The organism is Mesorhizobium sp. 8, assembly GCF_006351905.1.
Taxonomy (GTDB): domain Bacteria; phylum Pseudomonadota; class Alphaproteobacteria; order Rhizobiales; family Rhizobiaceae; genus Mesorhizobium; species Mesorhizobium composti.
This window is the reverse complement of the sequence record NZ_CP040914.1, coordinates 1318868-1339621: the sequence shown is the minus strand read 5'-3', so window position 1 is coordinate 1339621 and position 20754 is coordinate 1318868. Positions and strand designations below refer to the sequence as shown.

General features: G+C 66.8%; 19 protein-coding genes and 1 other RNA gene. 19 read left to right on the top strand and 1 reads right to left on the bottom strand.

The window, feature by feature from the left end:
* Positions 1–13: 13 nt before the first annotated feature.
* From FGU64_RS06340 to FGU64_RS06325, 4 genes are all read left to right on the top strand, one after another.
* A complete protein-coding gene (locus FGU64_RS06340; protein WP_139951387.1) occupies positions 14–778 on the top strand; it encodes a transglycosylase SLT domain-containing protein in 765 nt (254 codons plus the stop codon).
* 85 nt (positions 779–863) lie between these two features.
* Positions 864–1273, top strand: an RNA gene (gene rnpB, locus FGU64_RS06335) — RNase P RNA component class A.
* A gap of 194 nt (positions 1274–1467) precedes the next feature.
* Positions 1468–1740, top strand: a complete 273-nt coding sequence (locus FGU64_RS06330; protein WP_136352857.1) for a type II toxin-antitoxin system ParD family antitoxin — start codon at positions 1468–1470, stop codon at positions 1738–1740.
* Positions 1741–1749: 9 nt separating this feature from the next.
* On the top strand, positions 1750–2043 hold the full coding sequence (locus FGU64_RS06325; protein ID WP_139951384.1) for a type II toxin-antitoxin system RelE/ParE family toxin: 294 nt from the start codon (positions 1750–1752) through the stop codon (positions 2041–2043).
* Between the two features lie 6 nt (positions 2044–2049).
* Here FGU64_RS06325 and FGU64_RS06320 read toward each other — a convergent pair whose 3' ends face one another.
* Positions 2050–3192: a cystathionine gamma-lyase gene (locus FGU64_RS06320; protein ID WP_139951382.1), complete on the bottom strand. Its 1143-nt coding sequence runs from the start codon at positions 3190–3192 to the stop codon at positions 2050–2052.
* 429 nt (positions 3193–3621) lie between these two features.
* Between FGU64_RS06320 and mraZ the strand changes: the two genes are divergently transcribed.
* The 15 genes from mraZ to ftsA all read left to right on the top strand — a co-directional run bounded on the left by mraZ (position 3622) and on the right by ftsA (position 20727).
* Complete coding sequence (mraZ, locus tag FGU64_RS06315) at positions 3622–4080, top strand: division/cell wall cluster transcriptional repressor MraZ (RefSeq protein ID WP_139951379.1); 459 nt, start codon at positions 3622–3624, stop codon at positions 4078–4080.
* Complete coding sequence (rsmH, locus tag FGU64_RS06310; protein ID WP_139951376.1) at positions 4077–5093, top strand: 16S rRNA (cytosine(1402)-N(4))-methyltransferase RsmH; 1017 nt, start codon at positions 4077–4079, stop codon at positions 5091–5093. The genes mraZ and rsmH overlap by 4 nt, the downstream gene beginning before the upstream one ends.
* A gap of 6 nt (positions 5094–5099) precedes the next feature.
* Positions 5100–5471 carry a hypothetical protein gene (locus tag FGU64_RS06305; RefSeq protein WP_139951373.1) on the top strand — a complete coding sequence of 124 codons (372 nt, stop codon included), beginning with the start codon at positions 5100–5102 and terminating at the stop codon, positions 5469–5471.
* Complete coding sequence (locus tag FGU64_RS06300) at positions 5468–7210, top strand: penicillin-binding protein 2 (protein ID WP_139951371.1); 1743 nt, start codon at positions 5468–5470, stop codon at positions 7208–7210. The genes FGU64_RS06305 and FGU64_RS06300 overlap by 4 nt, the downstream gene beginning before the upstream one ends.
* Positions 7211–7286: 76 nt before the next feature.
* Complete coding sequence (locus FGU64_RS06295; RefSeq protein WP_139951369.1) at positions 7287–8735, top strand: UDP-N-acetylmuramoyl-L-alanyl-D-glutamate--2,6-diaminopimelate ligase; 1449 nt, start codon at positions 7287–7289, stop codon at positions 8733–8735.
* Positions 8732–10159 (top strand): UDP-N-acetylmuramoylalanyl-D-glutamyl-2,6-diaminopimelate--D-alanyl-D-alanine ligase, encoded by a 1428-nt coding sequence (locus tag FGU64_RS06290; protein ID WP_139951367.1) that lies wholly within the window; start codon positions 8732–8734, stop codon positions 10157–10159. The genes FGU64_RS06295 and FGU64_RS06290 overlap by 4 nt, the downstream gene beginning before the upstream one ends.
* Positions 10160–10183: 24 nt before the next feature.
* On the top strand, positions 10184–11266 hold the full coding sequence (mraY, locus tag FGU64_RS06285) for a phospho-N-acetylmuramoyl-pentapeptide-transferase (RefSeq protein WP_136352873.1): 1083 nt from the start codon (positions 10184–10186) through the stop codon (positions 11264–11266).
* A gap of 8 nt (positions 11267–11274) precedes the next feature.
* A complete protein-coding gene (gene murD, locus FGU64_RS06280) occupies positions 11275–12675 on the top strand; it encodes a UDP-N-acetylmuramoyl-L-alanine--D-glutamate ligase (RefSeq protein ID WP_139951365.1) in 1401 nt (466 codons plus the stop codon).
* A complete protein-coding gene (gene ftsW, locus FGU64_RS06275) occupies positions 12675–13835 on the top strand; it encodes a putative lipid II flippase FtsW (RefSeq protein WP_139951363.1) in 1161 nt (386 codons plus the stop codon). The genes murD and ftsW overlap by 1 nt, the downstream gene beginning before the upstream one ends.
* 6 nt (positions 13836–13841) lie before the next feature.
* Positions 13842–14969, top strand: a complete 1128-nt coding sequence (gene murG, locus FGU64_RS06270; RefSeq protein ID WP_139951361.1) for an undecaprenyldiphospho-muramoylpentapeptide beta-N-acetylglucosaminyltransferase — start codon at positions 13842–13844, stop codon at positions 14967–14969.
* Positions 14966–16375 (top strand): UDP-N-acetylmuramate--L-alanine ligase, encoded by a 1410-nt coding sequence (gene murC, locus FGU64_RS06265; protein WP_139951359.1) that lies wholly within the window; start codon positions 14966–14968, stop codon positions 16373–16375. Before murG ends, murC begins: the two co-directional genes overlap by 4 nt.
* On the top strand, positions 16372–17337 hold the full coding sequence (gene murB, locus FGU64_RS06260; RefSeq protein ID WP_139951358.1) for a UDP-N-acetylmuramate dehydrogenase: 966 nt from the start codon (positions 16372–16374) through the stop codon (positions 17335–17337). Before murC ends, murB begins: the two co-directional genes overlap by 4 nt.
* Before the next feature lie 230 nt (positions 17338–17567).
* A complete protein-coding gene (locus FGU64_RS06255) occupies positions 17568–18491 on the top strand; it encodes a D-alanine--D-alanine ligase (RefSeq protein WP_139951356.1) in 924 nt (307 codons plus the stop codon).
* Positions 18479–19420, top strand: a complete 942-nt coding sequence (locus FGU64_RS06250; protein WP_139951354.1) for a cell division protein FtsQ/DivIB — start codon at positions 18479–18481, stop codon at positions 19418–19420. Before FGU64_RS06255 ends, FGU64_RS06250 begins: the two co-directional genes overlap by 13 nt.
* Positions 19417–20727 (top strand): cell division protein FtsA, encoded by a 1311-nt coding sequence (gene ftsA, locus FGU64_RS06245; RefSeq protein WP_136352889.1) that lies wholly within the window; start codon positions 19417–19419, stop codon positions 20725–20727. Before FGU64_RS06250 ends, ftsA begins: the two co-directional genes overlap by 4 nt.
* Positions 20728–20754: the final 27 nt, after the last annotated feature.

The following is a 20754-nucleotide window of genomic DNA, read 5'->3' as shown; positions in this document are numbered from 1 at the left end:
ACGACAGGACTGCATGAAAACCCCGACCCTTTTGGCGACAGCCTTCGCTGTCGCATTGACAAGTTTTGCCATCAGCACGGATGCCGGAGCGGCCAGGAGCCTGACGGTCGGACGCAACGCGACCGCCGCCGCGACGGTCGCCAAGCCCGCCCGTAAATCCGCTGCCGCCGCGAAGGCGGCAAAGAGTGAAGAACCGTGCCCTTATCTTTTCGGCTGTCCGGCCAAGGCGAAAGCCGCCGCCGGCGCGAAAACGAGCAAATCCGCGCACGTTGCGAAGAAGGCAACGAAATCCCGGTCTGTGAAGAAGAAGGGCCGGCACACGGCAGCGGCACGTGCTTCGACCGTCGATCCGGTGCGGACGGGATCGATCGCGCCGTCCACCTCGACGGGTGCCGGACCCTATGGCGCGATCATCGCCCGCTATGCCGCCAGCTACGGCGTGCCGGTGTCGCTGGCGAAGGCCGTCATCAGCATCGAGAGCAACTATCGGCCGCACATGACCGGCAGCGCCGGCGAGGTCGGCCTGATGCAGATCAAGCCGGCCACGGCGCGCATGCTGGGCTATACCGGTTCGGTCAAGGGTCTCTACGATCCCGAAACCAACATCAGGTTCGGCATGAAATACCTGGCTATGGCGCATGACCTCGGCGGCGGCACGACCTGCGGCACGATCCTGAAATACAATGCCGGCCATGCGGCGACGCGCATGAATCCGATCTCGTCCGCCTATTGCCGCAAGGTGAAGGTTCAGATGGCCTCGGCGGGCTCGCCCGCCTGATTTTTGCGTGTGAGACAAGAAAGCCGGCGTCCCGCGCCGGCTTTTTCGTTTGCGTTTTGCCGCGCGAACCCCTTTATACGCCCTGCCAGCCGGCCGGGCGGCCGCATCCGCGACAGCCGAAAGGCTGCGGATGAGGAAAGTCCGGGCTCCATGGAGACACGGTGCCGGCTAACGGCCGGCGGGGGCGACCCCAGGGAAAGTGCCACAGAAAGCAAACCGCCATGCCCGTCCTCCGGGGCGACGCGTGGCAAGGGTGAAAGGGTGGGGTAAGAGCCCACCGCGCGACCGGAAACGGGAGCGGCACGGCAAACCCCACCGGGAGCAAAACCGAATAGGGGCGGTGCGAGGGGCAACCCTCGGGGCTGTTTCCGGCCCAGCCGTCCGGGTAGGTTGCGTGAGGCGCGCAGCAATGCGCGTCCAAGATGAATGGCCGCCACGTTCCTGTCTGCAAGGGCAGGGGCCATACAGAACCCGGCTTACAGGCCGGCTGGCATTTTTCTCCCTCAGATATGGTGGTCTTCGTCCTCTTTCGGCGAAATCGCCGTCATCCTAAAGGCTTGCAACGGTGAGCTGCCGTTTCGAGTCATGATCCTGACGCGATGAATCAAGATTGGCTGAGCGGCCGCGCTCCGGCTTTAAGCTGGTACGATTTAATCCTACCATTTCGCATCTGAAATGGAGGCACGACCATGGGCCAGATCGACAAGCGCAGCATCACCCTCTCGTCCGAACTGGCGACGGCGGTGGACGAGGCCGTCGCGACCGGCGAATACGCCTCGGCCAGCGAGGTCGTGCGCGATGCGCTGAGGCTGTGGAAGGAGCGCCGCGACCTGCTCGGCTATACGGTGGAGGAACTCAGGGTGCTTTGGGATGAAGGGATCGCCAGCGGGCCGGGCCGCTTCGCCTCGATGGACGAAATCAAGGCCGAGGCGCGACGGCGGCATATCGCCGGTGAACGGTAGGCAGCCTGCATGAAAGTCCGGCACTCCGCACTCGCCGAAGACGACCTGATCGAGATCTGGCTGTATGTCGCAACGGAAAATCCTGATGCGGCCGACCGGTTGCTGGATCGATTCGAGCGGCGCATCCGGTTGCTGGCGACGCAGCCTCTTTCGGGTGTCGCGCGGGACGATCTTGGCAGGGAGATACGACAGGTGGTCGTCGGCAACTACCTGCTCTTATACCGCGTGGAAGGCGACGACATCCTGATCCCGCGCGTCCTGCACGGCAGGCGCGATCTGGCGGCGGAAAACCTTGAGGAATAGCCGGCCTCAGTCGCCCAGGCCGTCCAGCGCCGCCTCGATCGCCTGCCACAGTTCCTCGCCCGGTTCGCAGCCAACGGCAAGCCGGACGAAGCCCGGCGGCACGGCGTCGCCGCGCTTGGTGCGCCGCTCCGCGCAGGTGTGAACGCCGCCGAAGGAGGTGGCCGAGTGGATCAGCGCGCAGCCCTGAATGAAATCTTCCGCCTTTTCCTCGGAATCCAGCACGAAGCTGATGAGGAAGCCGAAGCGTTCCATCTGGACACGGGCGAGGTTGTGCGAGGGATCGTCCGGCAGGCCGGGGAAGCGGATCGAGCGCACGGCCGGATGCGCCTTCAGGCGCGGCGCGATCAGTTCGGCATTGTCGCACATGCGCTCGAAGCGCAGTTCCAGCGTTTCCAGCCCGCGATGCAGCAGCCATGCGTCGAAGGAGCTGGGGATCGAACCCGTCGTCTTGCGCCAGTCCTGGATGGCGGTGACGATCTCCGGGTCACGGCTGGCGACATGGCCGAACAGCACGTCGGAATGGCCGTTCGGCGCCTTGGTGTCGGCGGCGAGAACGATGTCGGCGCCAAGGTCGAGCGGGCGCTGGCCGAAGGGCGTCATGGTCGTGTTGTCGACGACGAAAAGGCCGCCGGCCGCATGCACCGCCTTCGCCACGGCGGCGATGTCGCAGATATCCAGTCCCGGATTGGCCGGCGTCTCGGCATAGACCAGCCGATAGCCGTCGAACCCGCCGTCGAGGAAGGACGCGGTCGGGCGCACATCGAACTCGACGCCGAAGGTGCGCAGGCGCTCGGCGACGAGGCGGGTGGTGGGGTAGCCGTCCGACGACAGAAGGATGCGATCGCCGGCTTTGACGAGGCCGAACAGCACCGCCGAGATCGCCGCCATGCCGGAGGGGAAGCCGACGCAGGGCGCATCCTCCAGATGCCCCAGCATCTCCTCCACCGCCGTCCATGTCGGGTTGGAGAAACGGCCGTACTGATGGAAGCCGGTGGAATCGCCGGGCGAATGGAAGATCGAGGCCATCGTCAGCGGCAGCGGGATCGCGTCCCCGCGCTTCAGGCCCTTGTCGCGCAGATGGGCGAGACCGGCGGCGCGTGCCTTGGACGACCGATTCGGGGAGGACCGATCCTTGGACGACAGGGACATGGAGAGGCCTTTCTTCAAAATGCCGATCCGGTCCTAGAACCGCCGGCCCGGCGCGGCAAGGGCCGGATGCGCTCAGCGGGCGGCTTAAACACTTCATTAGGCTTAATGGAGGATAAACAGGCGATGCCCCGGAAAGTCGCCCGAAGCGGCCTTCAGCCCATCGTCGTGAAGCTTGTTCCCGTTGACGCCCATAGTGCCCCATGGTATCCCATTTCGACAATCAAGCCTTCGTTCCGTGTCAGGGTGAAGCGTACGCCAAACGGGCCGTCGCGGCGGCTGTCCGTTTGCCGGTTTCAGCCTGCGCAGGCGACGGAAAAGCCGGGAAGGGGCCGCGCTGCGGCAGCGCGGACGCAACAATGGAAAGGGGTACGGCGGCCTTGGCCCCGGGCAGCGCGATTGCGCTGCAGGGCAGGGCGGCCGGAGCATCGGATGGACCGTTTCCTGTCGAGCGCGGTGAACAGGATCGACGCCAAGGGGCGGGTGTCGGTGCCGGCGCATTTCCGCGCGGTGGTGCAGAAGCGCGGCTATTCGGAACTCTACGCGCTGCGCTGCCTGGATGTTCCGGCGCTGGACGTCGGCGGGCTCGACCTGCTCGACCGCTACGAGCAGCGCATCGCGCAGGAGGATCCGTTCCTGCGGACGGCGGACGACATGTCCTTCTTCTGCCATGGCGACGGGATGTTCCTGAAGCTCGACCAGGATGGGCGCATCACGGTTTCCGATTTCATCCGCGAGCACACGGGCATCTCCTCGGAGGTGGCCTTCGTGGGGCGCGGCAACTTCTTCCAGATCTGGGAGCCTTCCCGGCTTGCCGCCCATGGCGCCGAGGTGAGGGCACGGCTGTTGCAGCTTCGGCAGGGGACGAAGCCCGGGGAGCGGCCGGAATGATGGCGGGCCACGGCGATGACCTCCACGCCGTTGGCGGACCGGCCCGCCACATTCCGGTCCTCCTTGCCGAGGTGCTCGCCGCACTTGCCCCGAAGCCCGGCGAGACGGTCGTCGACGGCACGTTCGGCGCCGGCGGCTATACGCGCGCGATCCTGAATGCCGGTGCTTCCGTGGTGGCCATCGACCGCGACCCCGACGCCATCGAGGCCGGCCGGGCGCTGGAGCAGGAAGCGGCGGGACGCCTGAGGCTGGTGCAGGCACCGTTCTCGACCCTCGACGAGGCGGTGGAGAGCGCCGACGGCCTCGTGCTCGACATCGGCGTTTCCTCCATGCAGATCGACCAGGCTGAACGCGGCTTCTCCTTCCGCGCCGACGGGCCGCTCGACATGCGCATGGCGCAGGCGGGCATGAGCGCGGCCGACGTGGTCAACAGCTTCAAGGCGAACGATCTCGCCCGCATTTTCGGCCTGCTGGGCGAGGAACGGCATGCCGGGCGCATCGCCCGCATGATCGAGCAGCGGCGAGCCAAGCGCCCGTTCGAGCGCACGCTCGACCTTGCCGACGCCATCGAGACGCATGTCGGCCGCAAGCTGGGCGACAAGATCCATCCGGCGACCAGGGTGTTCCAGGCACTGCGCATCTACGTCAACGACGAACTTGGCGAGCTGGCGAAGGCGCTGATGGCGGCCGAGCGCGTGCTGAAGCCCGGCGGGCGGCTCGCCGTGGTGACGTTCCATTCGCTCGAAGACCGCATCGTCAAGCGCTTCATCGCCGAGCGGGCGACGGCGTCGGCCGGCTCGCGCCACATGCCCGAGACAAAGACGCGGGAAGCGACGTTCGAGAAGCCCGCCCGCGCGGTGACGGCGGGCGAGGCCGAACTCGCCGGCAATCCGCGCGCCCGCTCCGCGCGGCTGCGTGCCGCCGTGCGCACCGCGGCGCCTGCCCGCCAGGACGACCTTTCGGCCTTCGGCCTTCCCAGATTGCCCGGCGCCGCCTTGCCGGGAGAGAGGTGAGACAGCGTGTTCCGTACGAGTGACATAGTGCTGATTGCCGTCATGGTCTCGGCCGCCGCCATGACCTACAAGATCAAGCGCGAGGCGGAGGAGCAGCGCGCGCAGGTGCATTACCTGCAGGCGCAGATCCGCACCGAAGAGGACACGATCGACCTTCTGAAGGCCGACTGGAGCCTTTTGACCCAGCCGGCGCGGTTGCAGAAACTGGCCGACATCTACAAGGCCCAGCTCAACCTGGAGCCGGTGGACGGGCATCAGTTCGTGACGCTCGACGACCTGCCGGCGCGGCCGGTCACCATTGAGGAACTGACCGCCGACGGTTCCCGCGGCGCGGCGGACGCCCAGCCCGACCAGACGATCACCGGAGCGGTGCGATGATCGGTTCACTGCCCAAATTCAAGGTCAGGCTTCCGGCCTTCAGGTTCCGGCGCAAGTCCGGCCCGGCCGACGCCAATACCATCGTCGTCGACGGCGCGCGCAAGGCGACGGGCGGGCGCACCCGCACGCGCGTCGTCATGACGATGGCGGTCTTCCTCGGCATCTATGCTGCGATCGCCGGCCGTCTCGTCTGGCTGGGCTTCCAGGAGCCCGACAATTCCGGCCCGCCGGCCAGCCGCGTGACGGCTTCTCGCCCCGATATCGTCGACCGCAACGGCGAGGTGCTGGCGACCGACATCAAGACGGCCTCGCTCTATGCCGAGCCGCGCCACATCGTCGATGCAGACGAGGCCATCGAGAAGCTCGCCACGGTGCTGCCGGAAATAGACTACGAGCAGACCTACCACAAGCTCAAGAGCGGCGCGGGCTTCGTCTGGCTGCAACGTCAGCTCACGCCGAAGCAGCAGGCCGAAATCCTTCAGCTCGGCATTCCCGGCATCGGCTTCCGCACCGAAAAGCGGCGCTTCTATCCGGCCGGCTCGACGGCGGCCTACATCGTCGGCCTGACCAACATCGATAACCAGGGCATCTCCGGAATGGAGAAGTATATCGACCAGCAGGGGCTGACCGCGCTCCAGCAGTCGGGCCTCGCCGACCCGAAGGACCTGAAGCCGGTCAAGTTGTCGGTCGACCTGCGCGTCCAGCATGTCGTGCATGACGAGATCACCACCGGCATGGAACGCTTCCATGCGATCGCCGCCGGCGCCGTCGTCTTCAACATCAAGACGGGCGAAGTGGTGGCGATGGCCTCGGTGCCCGATTTCGATCCCAACAACCCCTACAACGCCCAGGACAAGAACCGGCTGAACCGCATGTCGGCCGGCCTCTACGAGATGGGCTCGACTTTCAAGAGCTTCACCACCGCCATGGTGCTCGACGACGGCGACGCGACGCTCAACAGCCGCTTCGACGCGTCCCACCCGCTCAGGGTCGGTCGCCAGACGATCCACGATTTCCACGGCAAGGGCAGGGTGCTGACGCTGCCGGAGGTGTTCATCTACTCCTCCAACATCGGCTCGGCGCGCGAGGCGCTGGCCGTCGGCATCGACGGGCACCGCGCGTTCCTACACCGGCTGGGCATCCTGGAACGGATGAACACGGAACTGCCGGAAGTGGCGCGGCCGACGGAGCCTCGGGTATGGAAGCAGGTCAATTCCATCACCATCGCCTTCGGCCATGGCGTTTCCACCACCCCCTTGCAGACGGCGGTGGGTTGCGCGGCGCTGATGAACGGCTTCCTGATGGAGCCGACCTTCCTCAAGCGTACCGAGCAGGAGGCGATGGAGACGGCCAAGCGCGTCGTGAAGGACAGCACCGTCGCCGCCATGCGCTACGTCTATGCCCTCAACGCCGAGAAGGGGTCCGGCCGCAATGCGCGTGTTCCCGGCTACCGCGTCGGCGGCAAGACCGGAACGGCCGAGAAGGTCGTCAACGGCCGCTATTCCAAGGACAAGAACTTCAACGCCTTCGTCGCGGCGTTCCCGATGGACGATCCGCAATACATCGTCCTGACCATCGCCGACGAGCCGAAGCCGGAAAAGCCGGGCATGGGCGCCACGGCCGCTTCCAACGCCGGCATCATGGCCCACAACATTATCGCCCGCTCGGCTGCCATGCTTGGCGTGAAGCCAGATTTCAGCCATGAAAACGGCGCAACGCTGGTTTCCTTGGATGAGTGATTCTTAGCTCCTGAATGCGGGCGCCGAGGGGACAACCGGCGCCTTGTTCAAACGAATTTGTGAGTTTGCGATCTCTATGAAGCTGAAAGACCTAGCCGGTATCCTGCCTGTCGAGAGGCTCTCCGACATCGCGGTCACCGGGCTGTCGTCGGATTCCCGCCATGTCGAAGCCGGCAACCTGTTCTTCGCGCTGCATGGAACGAAGGCCGACGGCACTGCCTATGCCGCCGATGCGGCACGGCGCGGCGCCTCTGCGGTTGTCGTGGCTCAAGGAGCGACGCTGGACGGCCTGACCGTCCCCGTCATCGCGGTCGACGACCCGCGCCTTGCGCTGGCGCTGGTCGCGGCGCGCTTCTTCGGCAGGCAGCCCGAGACCATGGTGGCGGTGACCGGCACCAGCGGCAAGACTTCCGTGGCCGCCTTCACGCGCCAGATCTGGGAGCAGGCCGGGTTTTCCGCCGCCTCCATCGGCACGACCGGCGTGGTGGCGCCCGGCCGCAACGAATACGGCTCGCTGACCACGCCCGATCCGGTGGCGCTGCACCGGCTTTTGGCGGAACTTGCCGAGGCCGGCGTCACGCACGCTTCGATGGAAGCCTCCAGCCACGGCCTCGACCAGCGCCGGCTGGACGGCGTCAGGCTTGCCGCCGGCGCCTTCACCAATCTCGGCCGCGACCACATGGACTACCATCCGACGGTGGAGGACTATCACCGCGCCAAGCTTCGCCTGTTCAAGGACCTGCTGCCGAAGGGCGCGCCGGCGGTGATCTTCGCCGATGATCCGTGGTCGGCGCCGACGGTCGCGGCGGCCAAGGCTGCGGGGCTGGCCGTGCTGACCGTCGGCCGCCACGGCGACTTCCTGACCTTGAAACGCGTCGAGCACGAGCGCCACCGGCAGCGCGCCGAGATCGAGCATGACGGCCTGATTTCGGAGATCGACCTGCCGCTGGCCGGCGACTTCCAGATTTCCAACGCCCTTGTCGCCGCCGGGCTGGCGATCGCCACCGGCACGCCGGCGGGCAAGGCACTCGCCGCACTGGAAAAGCTCAAGGGCGCGCCCGGCCGGCTTGACCTCGTCGGCACCACGGCCGCCGGCGCGCCGGTCTATGTCGACTACGCGCACAAACCCGATGCGCTGGAGAACGTTCTGACCTCAGTCCGGCCTTTCACCACCGGCCGCGTCGTCGTCGTCTTCGGCTGCGGCGGCGACCGCGACCGGGGCAAGCGGCCGATCATGGGCGAGATCGCCACCCGTCTCGCCGATGTCGTCATCGTCACCGACGACAATCCGCGCTCGGAAGTGCCGGAAGACATCCGCGCCGCCATCCTGGCCGCCGCGCCCGGCGCCATCGAGATCGGCGATCGCCGCAAGGCGATCCACGAGGCGGTGGCGATGCTGGCCGCAGGCGATACCCTCATCGTCGCCGGCAAGGGCCATGAGGAAGGCCAGACGGTCGGGACCCAGACCCTGCCGTTCTCGGACCATGCGGAAGTGCGCGCAGCGCTGACGGAGCGCGCCGCATGAGCCATCTGTGGACATCCGAAGCGATGGTGGAGGCAATGGGCGGCAGGCCGCTCGGGCCAATGCCGGAGGGCATTTCGGGCATCTCCATCGACAGCCGCACCCTCAAGCCCGGCGAGGCCTTCTTCGCCATCAAGGGCGACGCGATGGACGGCCATGACTTCGCCACCGCCGCTGTCAAGGCGGGCGCCGCCGTGCTGGTGGTGGCCGAGGGCAAACTGCCGGCGCTCGGCCGGCTGACTGCGCCGATGATCGTGGTGCCGGACGTGCTGGCCGCCATGGAGCGGCTGGGGCTGGCGTCGCGCGCGCGCAGCCAGGCGAAGATCGTCGCCGTCACCGGTTCGGTCGGCAAGACCTCGACCAAGGAAGCGCTGCGCCACGTCCTTGCCAGCGTCGGCAAGGTGCATGCCTCGGCGGCGTCCTTCAACAACCATTGGGGCGTGCCGCTGACGCTGGCGCGCATGCCGGCCGACTGTGCCTATGCGGTGTTCGAGATCGGCATGAACCATCCGAACGAGATCCGCCCGCTGGTCAGGATGGTGCGCCCGCACATCGCCGTCATAACCAACATTGCCGCCGCCCATCTCGGCTTCTTCCGCAGCCTGGACGAGATCGCCGCCGCCAAGGCCGAGATATTCGAGGGGCTGGAGCCCGGCGGCGCCGCCCTGCTCAACCGCGACGACCCGCGCTGGAAACTGCTTGAGAAGATGGCGCGCACGGCCGGCGTAGAGCATGTTTACGGCTTCGGCGAGAATGCGCGCTCGACCTACCGGCTGGTCGATTTCACGCTGGAGGCCGACCATTCCACCGTCACCACCAAGATCGGCGGCAAGGAGATCGTCGCGCGCATCGGCGCGCCGGGCCGCCACATGGTGCAGAACGCGGTCGCCGTTTTGGGCGCGGCGCATCTGGTCGGCGCCGACGTCGCCAGAGCGGCGCTGGCGCTCGCCGATCTTTCGGCCGAGCCGGGCAGGGGCCGGCGGCATGTGCTGCCGCACCCCAAGGGGCCGATCACGCTGATCGACGAAAGCTACAACGCCAATCCCGTCTCCATGCGGGCGGCCCTTGCGCTGCTCAAGGCGACGCCGGTTCCCGAGGGGGGACGGCGCGTGGCGGTGCTGGGCGACATGCTGGAACTCGGCGCGCAGTCACAGAAGCTGCATGCCGCTCTGGCCGAGCCGGTGGTGGATGCCGGCGCCAATGTCGTGCTGCTCGCCGGAGCCGAGATGCAGAACCTCGCCGCGGCGCTGCCGGAAGGGATCGCCGTCACGCTGAAGGCCACGGCCGAGGATTTGAAGCCCGTGCTCATGCAGGCGCTGAAGCCGGGCGACGTGGTGATGGTCAAATCGTCGAAGGGCATCGGCCTCGCCAGGCTGGTGGACGCTTTGCTCAACAGATTTCCCGCCCAGGCCCAGAAACGGGCCTGAGGCGATCGGGGGATATAGAATCGCATGCTGACGCTTCTCGTCGATTTCGCCGAGCACCACACGGTGTTCAACGTCTTTCGCTACATCACCTTCCGCACCGGCGGCGCGCTGATCACCTCGGCGCTGATCGTCTTCATCTTCGGCCCGGCCATCATCAATTCGCTGCGCATCCGCCAGGGCAAAGGCCAGCCGATCCGCGCCGACGGGCCGCAGACGCATTTCAAGAAGGCCGGCACGCCGACCATGGGCGGGCTGATGATCCTCACCGGCATCATCGGCTCCTCGCTTTTGTGGGCGAACCTGACCAGCGTTTATGTCTGGGTGGTGATGTTCGTCATGATCGGCTTCGGCGGCATCGGCTTCTATGACGACTACCTGAAGGTGACCAAGCAGTCGCACCTCGGCTTTTCCGGCAAGGCGCGGCTGGCGCTGGAGTTCGTCATCGCCGGCATCGCTTCCTTCGTCATCATGCGCGCTGGGCTGGAGCCTTTCTCCTCGTCGCTGGCCTTTCCCTTCGCCAAGGAACTGATCATCAACCTCGGCTGGTTCTTCATTCCCTTCGCCGCCTTTGTCATGGTGGGCGCCGGCAACGCGGTGAACCTGACGGACGGGCTGGACGGGCTGGCGATCGTGCCGATCATGATCGCGGCCGCTTCCTTCGGCGTCATCTCTTATCTGTCGGGTAACGCGGTGTTCGCGGAATACCTGCAGATCCATTTCGTGCCCGGCACCGGCGAGCTCGCCGTCATCCTCGGCGCGGTCATCGGCGCCGGCCTCGGCTTCCTGTGGTTCAACGCGCCGCCGGCCGCCATCTTCATGGGCGACACCGGCTCGCTCGCGCTGGGCGGCCTGATCGGCACGGTCGCAGTGGCGACCAAGCACGAGATCGTCATGGCCATCATCGGCGGCCTGTTCGTGGTCGAGATTTTCTCGGTCATCATCCAGGTCGGCTACTTCAAGATGACCGGCAAGCGGGTCTTCCTGATGGCGCCGATCCATCACCATTTCGAAAAGCTCGGCTGGACCGAAAGCCAGGTGGTGATCCGCTTCTGGATCGTCGCCGTGATGCTGGCCCTGATCGGCCTTTCCACCCTCAAGCTGAGATAGGGTCGTCCGTGATCCCCGCCACTTCCTTCGCAGGCAGAAAGGTCGCGCTGTTCGGGCTCGGCGGCTCGGGGCTGGCGACCGCGCGCGCGCTGGCCGAAGGCGGCGCCGAGGTGCTCGCCTGGGACGACAATCCCGAAAGCGTCGCCAAGGCGGATGCAGAAGGCATCGCCACGACGGACCTGCGCGGCGTCGACTGGAGCGGCTTCGCCTCCTTCGTGCTGTCGCCCGGCGTGCCGCTGACGCATCCGAAGCCGCACTGGACCGTCGAGCTTGCCAGGGCCGCCGGTGTCGAGGTGATCGGCGATGTCGAGCTGTTCGTGCGCGAGCGCAATCGGCGCGCGCCGGGGGCGCCCTTCATCGCCATCACCGGCACCAACGGCAAGTCGACCACGACGGCGCTGACCGCCCACATCATCAAGGCGTCCGGGCGCGACGCGCAGATGGGCGGCAATATCGGCCGTGCCGTGATGACGCTCGACGAGCCGTCGCCGGACCGCTTCTACGTGGTCGAATGCTCGTCCTACCAGATCGACCTCGCGCCCTCGATCAATCCGACCGCCGGCGTGCTGCTCAACCTGACGCCCGACCATCTCGACCGCCACGGCACCATGCAGCACTACGCCGACATCAAGGAACGGCTGGTGGCCGGCAGCGACACGGCCATCGTCGGCGTCGACGACAGCTATTGCGCGCAGATCGCCGACCGGCTGGAGCAGGCCGGAAGGCAGGTCGTGCGCATCTCCAAGCGGCTGCCGCTGCCCGACGGCTATTTCGCCGACGGCACGGACCTGATGGAGGCCATACATGGCCGCTACGAGCGCATCGGCTTCCTCGAGGGCATCGGCTCGCTGCGCGGCCAGCACAACGCGCAGAACGCGCTGGCCGCCGTGGCGGCGTGCCTGAAAGTCGGCCTCGATCTCGGCGAGATCCAGTCGGGGCTGGAAAGCTTTCCGGGCCTTGCGCACCGCATGGAGCAGGTTGGCCGGAAGGGCCGCGTCCTGTTCGTCAACGATTCCAAGGCGACCAACGCCGATGCGGCGGCACCCGCGCTGTCGTCGTTCCCGCGCATCTACTGGATCGCCGGCGGCCTGCCCAAGGAAGGCGGCATCTCCTCGCTGCGCGGTTTCTTCCCGCGCATCGCCAAGGCCTATCTGATCGGCGAGGCGGCCCCCGCCTTTTCGGCGACGCTGGGCGACGCCGTGCCCTACGAGATTTCCGGCACGCTGGCGGCGGCTGTCGAACATGCGGCGGCCGATGCGGCCAGAGACGACGGCGGCGAGGCGGTGGTGCTGTTGTCGCCGGCCTGCGCCAGCTTCGACCAGTTCCGCAATTTCGAGGTGCGCGGCGAAGCCTTCAGGCAAGCCGTGAATGCTATCGAGGGCATAGAAGCTATCGGAGGGTCACGATAATGGCCGTTGCAAGCCGTCTCGACACGAGCCCCGTCGCCACCTGGTGGTGGACGATCGACCGCTGGTTCCTCGCCGCCTTCCTGTCGCTGATGGGGCTGGGCATCGTGCTGTCCTTCGCGGCAAGCCCGGCGGTGGCGCTGCGCATCGGCCTCGACCCGTTCCATTTCGCCACCCGCCAGATCGTCTTCACCGTACTGGCGCTCGGCGCCATGCTCGCCGTTTCCTTCCTCGACGCGCGCCAGATCCGGCGCATGGCGATCCTCATGCTGGCCGTCATGCTGGTGCTGATGGTGGCGGTACTCTACATCGGCATCGAGGTCAAGGGCGCGCGGCGCTGGGTGTCGCTCGCCGGCATGTCGATCCAGCCGTCGGAATTCCTCAAGCCGGCCTTCGTCGTCATCTGCGCCTGGCTGTTTTCCGAGCAGAAGCGCCAGCCCGACATCCCCGGCAACGTGCTGGCCATGATCCTGCTCGGCCTCGTGCTCGCGCTTCTGGTGGCGCAGCCCGACCTCGGCCAGACCATGCTGGTGACCGGCACCTGGGGCGTCATGTTCTTCATGGCCGGCCTGTCGTGGCTGTGGATCGTGGTGCTGGGCGCGGCCGGCGTCGGCGGCATCTTCGCCGCCTATTCGGTCTTCCCGCACGTGGCGTTGCGCATCGACAAGTTCCTCACCGGCGAGGGCGATACCTTCCAGGTCGACATGGGCAAGGAAGCGCTCATCAACGGGGGCTGGTTCGGGCTCGGGCCGGGCGAGGGCACGATCAAGCGCGTCATCCCCGACAGCCACGCCGACTTCGTCTTCGCCGTCGCGGGCGAGGAGTACGGCCTCATCATGTGCTTCTTCATCATGGCGATCTTCGCTTTCATCGTGCTGCGCGGCCTGAACACGGCGCTGAAGGAGCACGACGACTTCACCCGCTACGCCATCGGCGGGCTGGTGACGGTGTTCGGCCTGCAATCGATGATCAACATGTGCGTCAACCTGCAGCTGATGCCCGCCAAGGGCATGACGCTGCCCTTCATCTCCTATGGCGGCTCCTCGCAAATCGCCATCGCCATCTCGATGGGCATGGTGCTGGCGCTGACGCGGCGCAAGCCGGAACGGCGCAAGCAGGTCGGCTTCACCGATTTCGTCCGGCGCACCCTGCCGGCAGAATGAGACACGATGGCAAAGGGTCCCATCCTTCTCGCCGCCGGCGGCACCGGCGGCCACCTGTTCCCGGCGGAGGCGCTGGCGCATGAACTGGAGGCACGCGGCTGGAGCGTGCATCTCGTCACCGACGAGCGCGTCGGCCGCTTCACCGGCAGCTTTCCGGCGGACGCCGTGCATACCGTCGGCTCGGCCACCATCGGTTCGAAGAATCCGCTGGCGCTGGCGCGCGCGCTGTGGGCGATCTGGCGCGGCGTCAGGCAGGCTTCGGCCGTCATCGCGCGGACAAAACCGGCGGCGGTCGTCGGCTTCGGCGGCTATCCGACGCTGCCGCCCGTCTATGCCGCGACACGCCGCAAGGTGCCGAGCCTGATCCATGAGCAGAACGCGGTGATGGGCCGCGCCAACCGGGCGCTGGCTGCGCGTGTCGACGCGATCGCCGGCGGTTTCCTGCCGCAAGGGCAGGGCGCGTTCGCCGGCAAGACGGTGACGACGGGCAATCCCGTGCGCCCGGCGGTTATCGAGGCGTCGGCGCAACCCTATTTACCGGCCGAAGGCAGTGCGCCGTTCCGGCTGCTGGTGTTCGGCGGCAGCCAGGGCGCACAGTTCTTTTCCGATGCCGTGCCCGCCGCGATCAAGTTGCTTTCGCCGGCCGAGCGCGCGCGGCTGGTCGTCACCCAGCAGGCACGCGCCGACGACGCGGAGCGGGTGAAGGCCGCCTATGGCGAACTCGGCGTCACGGCCGAGGTCTCTCCCTTCTTCACCGACATGGCCGCCCGCATGGCGGCGTCGCATCTGGTGCTGTCGCGCTCCGGCGCTTCCACCGTCTCGGAGATCGCCGTCGTCGGCCGGCCGGCGCTGCTGGTGCCCTATCCGCATGCGCTCGACCATGACCAGGCGGCCAATGCGGCGGCGCTTGCGGCGGCGGGCGGGGCGGAGGTGCACCCGCAATCGACGCTGGCGCCCGGGCGCATCGCCGAACTGATCGGCGCGCTGATGAACGATCCGGCGCGCCTGGCGAAAATGGCTGCGGCGGCGAAGTCCGCCGGCAAGCCCGACGCCACGCGGTTGCTTGCCGACCTCGCAGAGGCTATTGCAGCGCGCAAATCCGTAGAGACGTTCAGGAAGGAAGAGCGCGCATGAAGATGCCGCAGACCATTGGCCTCGTGCATTTCATCGGCATCGGCGGCATCGGCATGAGCGGTATCGCCGAGGCACTGCACAACCTCGGCTACAAGGTGCAGGGTTCGGACCAGGCCGACGGCGCTAACGTGCAGCGCCTGCGCGAAAAGGGCATCGAGTGCTTCGTCGGCCACAGGGCTGAAAACCTCGGCGACGCCGAGGTCGTGGTGGTTTCGACCGCGATCAAGAAATCGAACCCGGAACTTATGGCCGCGCGCGAAAAGCTTCTGCCGGTGGTGCGCCGGGCCGAAATGCTGGCCGAACTGATGCGTTTCGGCAATGCCGTCGCCATCGGCGGCACGCACGGCAAGACGACGACCACCTCCATGGTGGCGACGCTGCTCGAAGCCGGCGGGCTCGACCCCACCGTCATCAACGGCGGCATCATCAACGCCTACGGCACCAATGCGCGCATGGGCGCCGGCGACTGGATGGTGGTGGAGGCCGACGAGAGCGACGGCACCTTCCTCAAGCTGCCGGCCGACATCGCCGTCGTCACCAACATCGATCCCGAGCACCTCGACCACTACGGTTCCTTCGACGCGGTGCGCGAAGCATTCCGCCAGTTCGTCGAGAACGTGCCGTTCTACGGCTTCGGCGTCATGTGCACCGACCACCCGGAGGTACAGGCGCTGGTCTCGCGCATCGGCGACCGCCGCGTCGTCACCTATGGCGGCAACGCGCAGGCCGACGTACGCTTCATCAACCACCGCATGGATGGCGCCGCTTCCCTGTTCGACGTGACGATCCGCAACCGCAAGAGCGGCGCGGACAAGACCATCGCCGGCCTGCGCCTGCCGATGCCGGGCCGTCACAATGTCTCCAACGCCACGGCGGCAATCGCGGTCGCCAACGAACTCGGCATTTCGGAGCAGGACATCCGCAAGGGCCTGTCGTCCTTCGGCGGGGTCAAGCGGCGCTTCACCCACACCGGATCGTGGAACGGCGTCGAGGTGTTCGACGACTACGGCCACCATCCGGTCGAGATCAAGGCGGTGCTGAAGGCGGCGCGCGACGCCACCAAGGGGCGCATCGTGGCGATTGCCCAGCCGCATCGCTTCACCCGCCTGCACGACCTGTTCGACGAATTCGCCGCCTGCTTCAACGACGCCGATACGGTGATGGTGGCGCCGGTCTACACGGCCGGCGAAGACCCGATCGAGGGCGTGACCGGCGAGACGCTGGTGGCGCGCATCCGCGCCGGCGGCCATCGCGACGCGCGCTACATCGAGGGGCCGCAGGCGATCGCGCCGATCGTGCGCGAGATCGCAAAACCCGGCGACTTCGTCATCTTCCTCGGTGCCGGCAACATCACCCAATGGGCCTACGCGCTGCCGAAGGAACTGGCGGAGGCAGGAGCCTCATGACGCGCGGTGAAAAGCTCCTTGCCTCGCTGGGCGACCGGCTCGCGACCTTGCGCGGCCGTATCACGCCAAACGCCGAGATGGACAAGATCACCTGGTTCCGTGCCGGCGGCCTGGCGGACGCGCTGTTCCAGCCGGCCGACGAGGACGATCTCGCCGCCTTCCTGAAGGCGGTGCCGCGGGACATCCCGCTCACCATCGTCGGCATCGGCTCCAACCTTCTGGTGCGCGACGGCGGCATCGAGGGCTTCGTCGTCAGGCTTTCGGCGAAGGGCTTCGGCGAGGCGGAAGTCGTGTCGCCGACGCGCATCCGCGCCGGTGCCGCACTTCCCGACAAGCGGCTGGCGGCGGCGGCGCTGGAGGCCGGCATCGGCGGCTTCCACTTCTATCACGGCATTCCGGGCGCCCTAGGCGGGGCGCTCAGGATGAACGCCGGCGCCAATGGCGTGGAGACGCGCGAGCGTGTCGTCGAGGTGCGCGCGCTCGACCGGCAGGGTAATCTCCATGTCCTGTCCAATGCCGAGATGGGCTACGCCTACCGGCACTCCTCGGCTCCGGCCGGGCTGATCTTCACGTCAGCCGTGTTCGAAGGCTATGCGGAAGACAAGGACGCCATCAGGGCGGCGATGGACGCCGTCCAGCATCATCGCGAGACGGTGCAGCCGATCCGCGAGAAGACCGGCGGCTCCACCTTCAAGAACCCGGAAGGCCATTCGGCCTGGAAAGTGATCGACGAGGCCGGCTGCCGAGGCCTGATGGTCGGCGGCGCGCAGATGTCGCCCATGCACTGCAACTTCATGATCAACACCGGTAACGCCACCGGCTACGACCTTGAATTTCTGGGTGAAACCGTACGCGCGCGGGTGCTGGAAAACTCCGGCGTCCGGTTGCATTGGGAGATCAAGCGCACCGGCGCCTTCCGGCCGGGACGCGAGGTTCAGGAGTTCCTCGGCCAGTTGCTCTAGGGACTCAGGTCCGGAAATTTTTCCGATTTTTTCCATAAAGTGAATCTCTCGGAATCTTAAGGACTTGCCACGGAATCAACTCTCTGATTCTCTGCCCTGAAGCGTTTCCTGATTTGAGTCGTGCGTCGCGTACGGCGCGTTTTCCGTCTGGAGGGGGCACCTGCCGGAAGACTCGGACTCTGAATCGGGAAACAGGAGTGTAGGCCGCCGCGAGAGGGGATCACCGGCGTATGAAGAAGCATGTCGCTGTCCTCATGGGAGGGTTTTCGTCCGAGCGCCCGGTGTCGCTGTCGTCCGGCACGGCATGCGCGGATGCGCTGGAGGCGGAGGGCTATCGGGTGACCCGCATCGATGCCGGCCGCGATGTCGGCTCGGTGCTGGCGGACCTCAAGCCGGACGTCGCCTTCAATGCGCTGCATGGGCCCTTCGGCGAGGACGGCACCATCCAGGGCATCCTCGAGTATCTCGCCATCCCCTATACGCATTCGGGCGTGCTGGCCTCGGCGCTGGCGATGAACAAGGGGCAGGCCAAGAAGATCGCCAAGGCGGCGGGAATCCCGGTCGCCGAATCGAAGATCATTGATCGTTTCTCCATCGGCGGCGAGCATCCGATGAAGCCGCCCTACGTGGTCAAGCCGGTGAACGAGGGCTCGAGCTTCGGCGTCGTCATCGTCAAGGAAGGGCAGTCGCATCCGCCGCAGGTCATCTCCTCGACCGAGTGGAAGTACGGCTCCGCGGTCATGGTCGAGCGCTACGTGCACGGACGCGAGCTGACCTGCGCGGTGATGGGCGATGTGGCGTTGGGCGTTACCGAGATCATCCCGACCGGTCACGCCTTCTACGATTACGACTCGAAATATGTCGCGGGCGGCTCAAAACACGAATGCCCCGCGAAAGTTTCACCGAATATTTACCAAAAAATACTGACACTGGCGCTCAAGGCTCATCAAGCTATGGGATGCCGGGGCGTCTCCCGGTCGGACTTCCGCTACGACGACCGCCATTCGGAAAATGGCGAGGTCGTGTGGCTGGAGATCAATACCCAGCCGGGCATGACGCCGACGTCTCTGGTGCCTGAAATCGCCGCGCATGCGGGACATTCGTTCGGCGATCTGTTGAGTTGGATGGTGGAGGACGCTTCGTGCCTGCGTTGAGGTGGGGACAGGAAAGCAGGAGGGGCGCGGGCCGTCGCCCGGCTTTTGGCACGTTCCCCTCGTTCGAGCGTTTCGTGTTACCGCGCTGGCTGCGCCGGCCGGTGCGCCTCATCGCGCGTCTCGGCGAGGACGATTTCTCCGCGCCGCCGTTCTCGGCGGCTGTCCTTTCCGCCGTGCTCCTGGCTTCGAGCGCCACCTATGGCGGCTATCTCGGCGGTCATCTCGACGGCTTCGTGCAAGGGGTGACGGCGCGCACCGGCTTCGCCGTCGACCAGATCAAGGTGGTGGGCAACCGCCAGACGTCCGAGATCGACGTGCTGGACAAGCTCGGGTTGGACGGCTGGACGTCGCTGATCGGCTTCGATGCCGAGGCCGCGCGCGAGCGCATCGCCTCGCTGCCGTGGGTCGAGCAGGCGGCGGTGCGCAAGGTCTATCCGCACACGCTGGAAGTCCGCGTCGACGAGCGTCAGGCCTTTGCCATCTGGCAACAGGGCCGCGAGCTTTCCGTCATCGAGAAGGACGGCCGCATCATCGCGCCCTATTCGGGCGGCAAGCAGGCAGAGCTGCCGCTGCTGGTCGGCGTCGGCGCGCCGCAATATGCGCCGGACCTGATGGCCAGGATCGGTCGCTATCCCGAACTGGCGGCTCGGGTGAAGGGTTATATCCGCGTCGGCGAACGGCGCTGGGATTTGAAACTGGACAACGGCGTCACCGTCAAGCTGCCGGAAAGCGGCGAGGATCAGGCGATCGCCGACCTGGTCCGGCTGGATCACGACAAGGGTCTTCTGTCGCGCGACATCGTCGCCGTCGACATGCGCATCGCCGACCGGCTGGTCGTGCAGCTGTCGCCCGATGCCGCCGAGGCGCGCGTCGCGGCGCTGAAGAACAAGCCCAAGGCGGCGACGCGCAAGCTGGAGCGCAAGATATGAACTGGCTCGGCTCCCATGGCGATGCCGCCGCGCGCCGCTCCGGCGTTCTGACGGTGCTGGATGTCGGCTCCAGCAAGGTCTGCTGCGTGGTGGCGCAGCTCAAGCCGTGCGATGACGGCAATCTGCTGCGCGGCCGCTCGCATCGCGCCCGCGTGATCGGCATCGGCCACCAGAAGTCGCAGGGCGTGAAGTCGGGCGTCGTGGTCGATCTCGACCGCGCCGAGCATGCGATCCGGCTGGCCGTCGACGCGGCCGAGCGCATGGCCGGGCTGACGGTGGATTCGCTGATCGTCAACATGACGGCCGGCCGCCTGAGGAGCGACACCTTCGCCGCCACCATCAATCTCGGCGGACACGAGGTCGACGAAGCCGACATCGGCCGCGTGCTGGCTGCCGGCGCCAAGCAGGCGTTGAAGGCCGAGCGCGAGGTGATCCATTCGCTGCCGGTGGCCTTCTCGCTCGACGCCGAACGCGGCGTGCGCGATCCGCGCGGCATGGTCGGCGAGACGCTGGGCGTGGACATGCATGTCGTGACGGGTGATGCCGCGCCCTTGCGCAACATCGAGCTCGCAATCAACCGCTCGCATCTTTCGGTCGAGCGCATGGTGGCGACGCCCTATGCCAGCGGCCTGGCCTCGCTGGTGGACGACGAACTGGAGATGGGGGCTGCCTGCATCGACATGGGCGGCGGCACCACCACGATCTCGATCTTCGCCGAAGGCAAGTTCGTCCATGGCGACTCTGTTCCCGTCGGCGGCAACCATGTCACGCTGGATCTGGCCAAGGGCCTGTCCACGTCGCTGGAGGCGGCGGAACGGCTCAAGGTCATGCACGGTTCGGCTCTGCCCGGCATCGCCGACGACCGCGACGTCATCAGCATCCAGCCGATCGGCGAGGACGGCGAGGCGCCGCTGCAAATCCCGCGCGCGGTGATGACGCGCATCATCCGCGCCCGCGTCGACGAGACGCTGGAAATCCTGCGTGAGCGCATCAACAAGTCCGGCTTCGGCAACGCGGTCGGCAAGCGCGTCGTGCTGACGGGCGGCGCCAGCCAGCTTGCCGGCCTGCCGGAAGCCGCGCGGCGCGTGCTCGGCCGCAACGTGCGCGTCGGCCGCCCACTCGGCGTCGCCGGCCTGCCGGAAGCGGCCAAGGGGCCGGCGTTTTCCACGGCGGTCGGCCTGCTCATCTATCCGCAGCAGATGGCGAGTTTCGAAAGCCAGGCGGCTTTCGGCGGTTTCCGCTTCAGGATGACGGGAACCGGGGGGCGGTTACAGCGCGTAAGTCAGTGGTTGAGAGACAGTTTTTAAGTTTGACGGGGACAGCCCCATAGGCGG

Bases quoted from the DNA above. Each gene is read 5' to 3' on its own strand.
- FGU64_RS06340 (WP_139951387.1), top strand. From the start codon at position 14: ATGAAAACCCCGACCCTTTTGGCGACAGCCTTCGCTGTCGCATTGACA.
- FGU64_RS06330 (WP_136352857.1), top strand. From the start codon at position 1,468: ATGGGCCAGATCGACAAGCGCAGCATCACCCTCTCGTCCGAACTGGCG.
- FGU64_RS06325 (WP_139951384.1), top strand. From the start codon at position 1,750: ATGAAAGTCCGGCACTCCGCACTCGCCGAAGACGACCTGATCGAGATC.
- FGU64_RS06320 (WP_139951382.1), bottom strand. From the start codon at position 3,192: ATGTCCCTGTCGTCCAAGGATCGGTCCTCCCCGAATCGGTCGTCCAAG.
- mraZ (WP_139951379.1), top strand. From the start codon at position 3,622: ATGGACCGTTTCCTGTCGAGCGCGGTGAACAGGATCGACGCCAAGGGG.
- rsmH (WP_139951376.1), top strand. From the start codon at position 4,077: ATGATGGCGGGCCACGGCGATGACCTCCACGCCGTTGGCGGACCGGCC.
- FGU64_RS06300 (WP_139951371.1), top strand. From the start codon at position 5,468: ATGATCGGTTCACTGCCCAAATTCAAGGTCAGGCTTCCGGCCTTCAGG.
- FGU64_RS06295 (WP_139951369.1), top strand. From the start codon at position 7,287: ATGAAGCTGAAAGACCTAGCCGGTATCCTGCCTGTCGAGAGGCTCTCC.
- FGU64_RS06290 (WP_139951367.1), top strand. From the start codon at position 8,732: ATGAGCCATCTGTGGACATCCGAAGCGATGGTGGAGGCAATGGGCGGC.
- mraY (WP_136352873.1), top strand. From the start codon at position 10,184: ATGCTGACGCTTCTCGTCGATTTCGCCGAGCACCACACGGTGTTCAAC.
- ftsW (WP_139951363.1), top strand. From the start codon at position 12,675: ATGGCCGTTGCAAGCCGTCTCGACACGAGCCCCGTCGCCACCTGGTGG.
- murG (WP_139951361.1), top strand. From the start codon at position 13,842: ATGGCAAAGGGTCCCATCCTTCTCGCCGCCGGCGGCACCGGCGGCCAC.
- murC (WP_139951359.1), top strand. From the start codon at position 14,966: ATGAAGATGCCGCAGACCATTGGCCTCGTGCATTTCATCGGCATCGGC.
- murB (WP_139951358.1), top strand. From the start codon at position 16,372: ATGACGCGCGGTGAAAAGCTCCTTGCCTCGCTGGGCGACCGGCTCGCG.
- FGU64_RS06255 (WP_139951356.1), top strand. From the start codon at position 17,568: ATGAAGAAGCATGTCGCTGTCCTCATGGGAGGGTTTTCGTCCGAGCGC.
- ftsA (WP_136352889.1), top strand. From the start codon at position 19,417: ATGAACTGGCTCGGCTCCCATGGCGATGCCGCCGCGCGCCGCTCCGGC.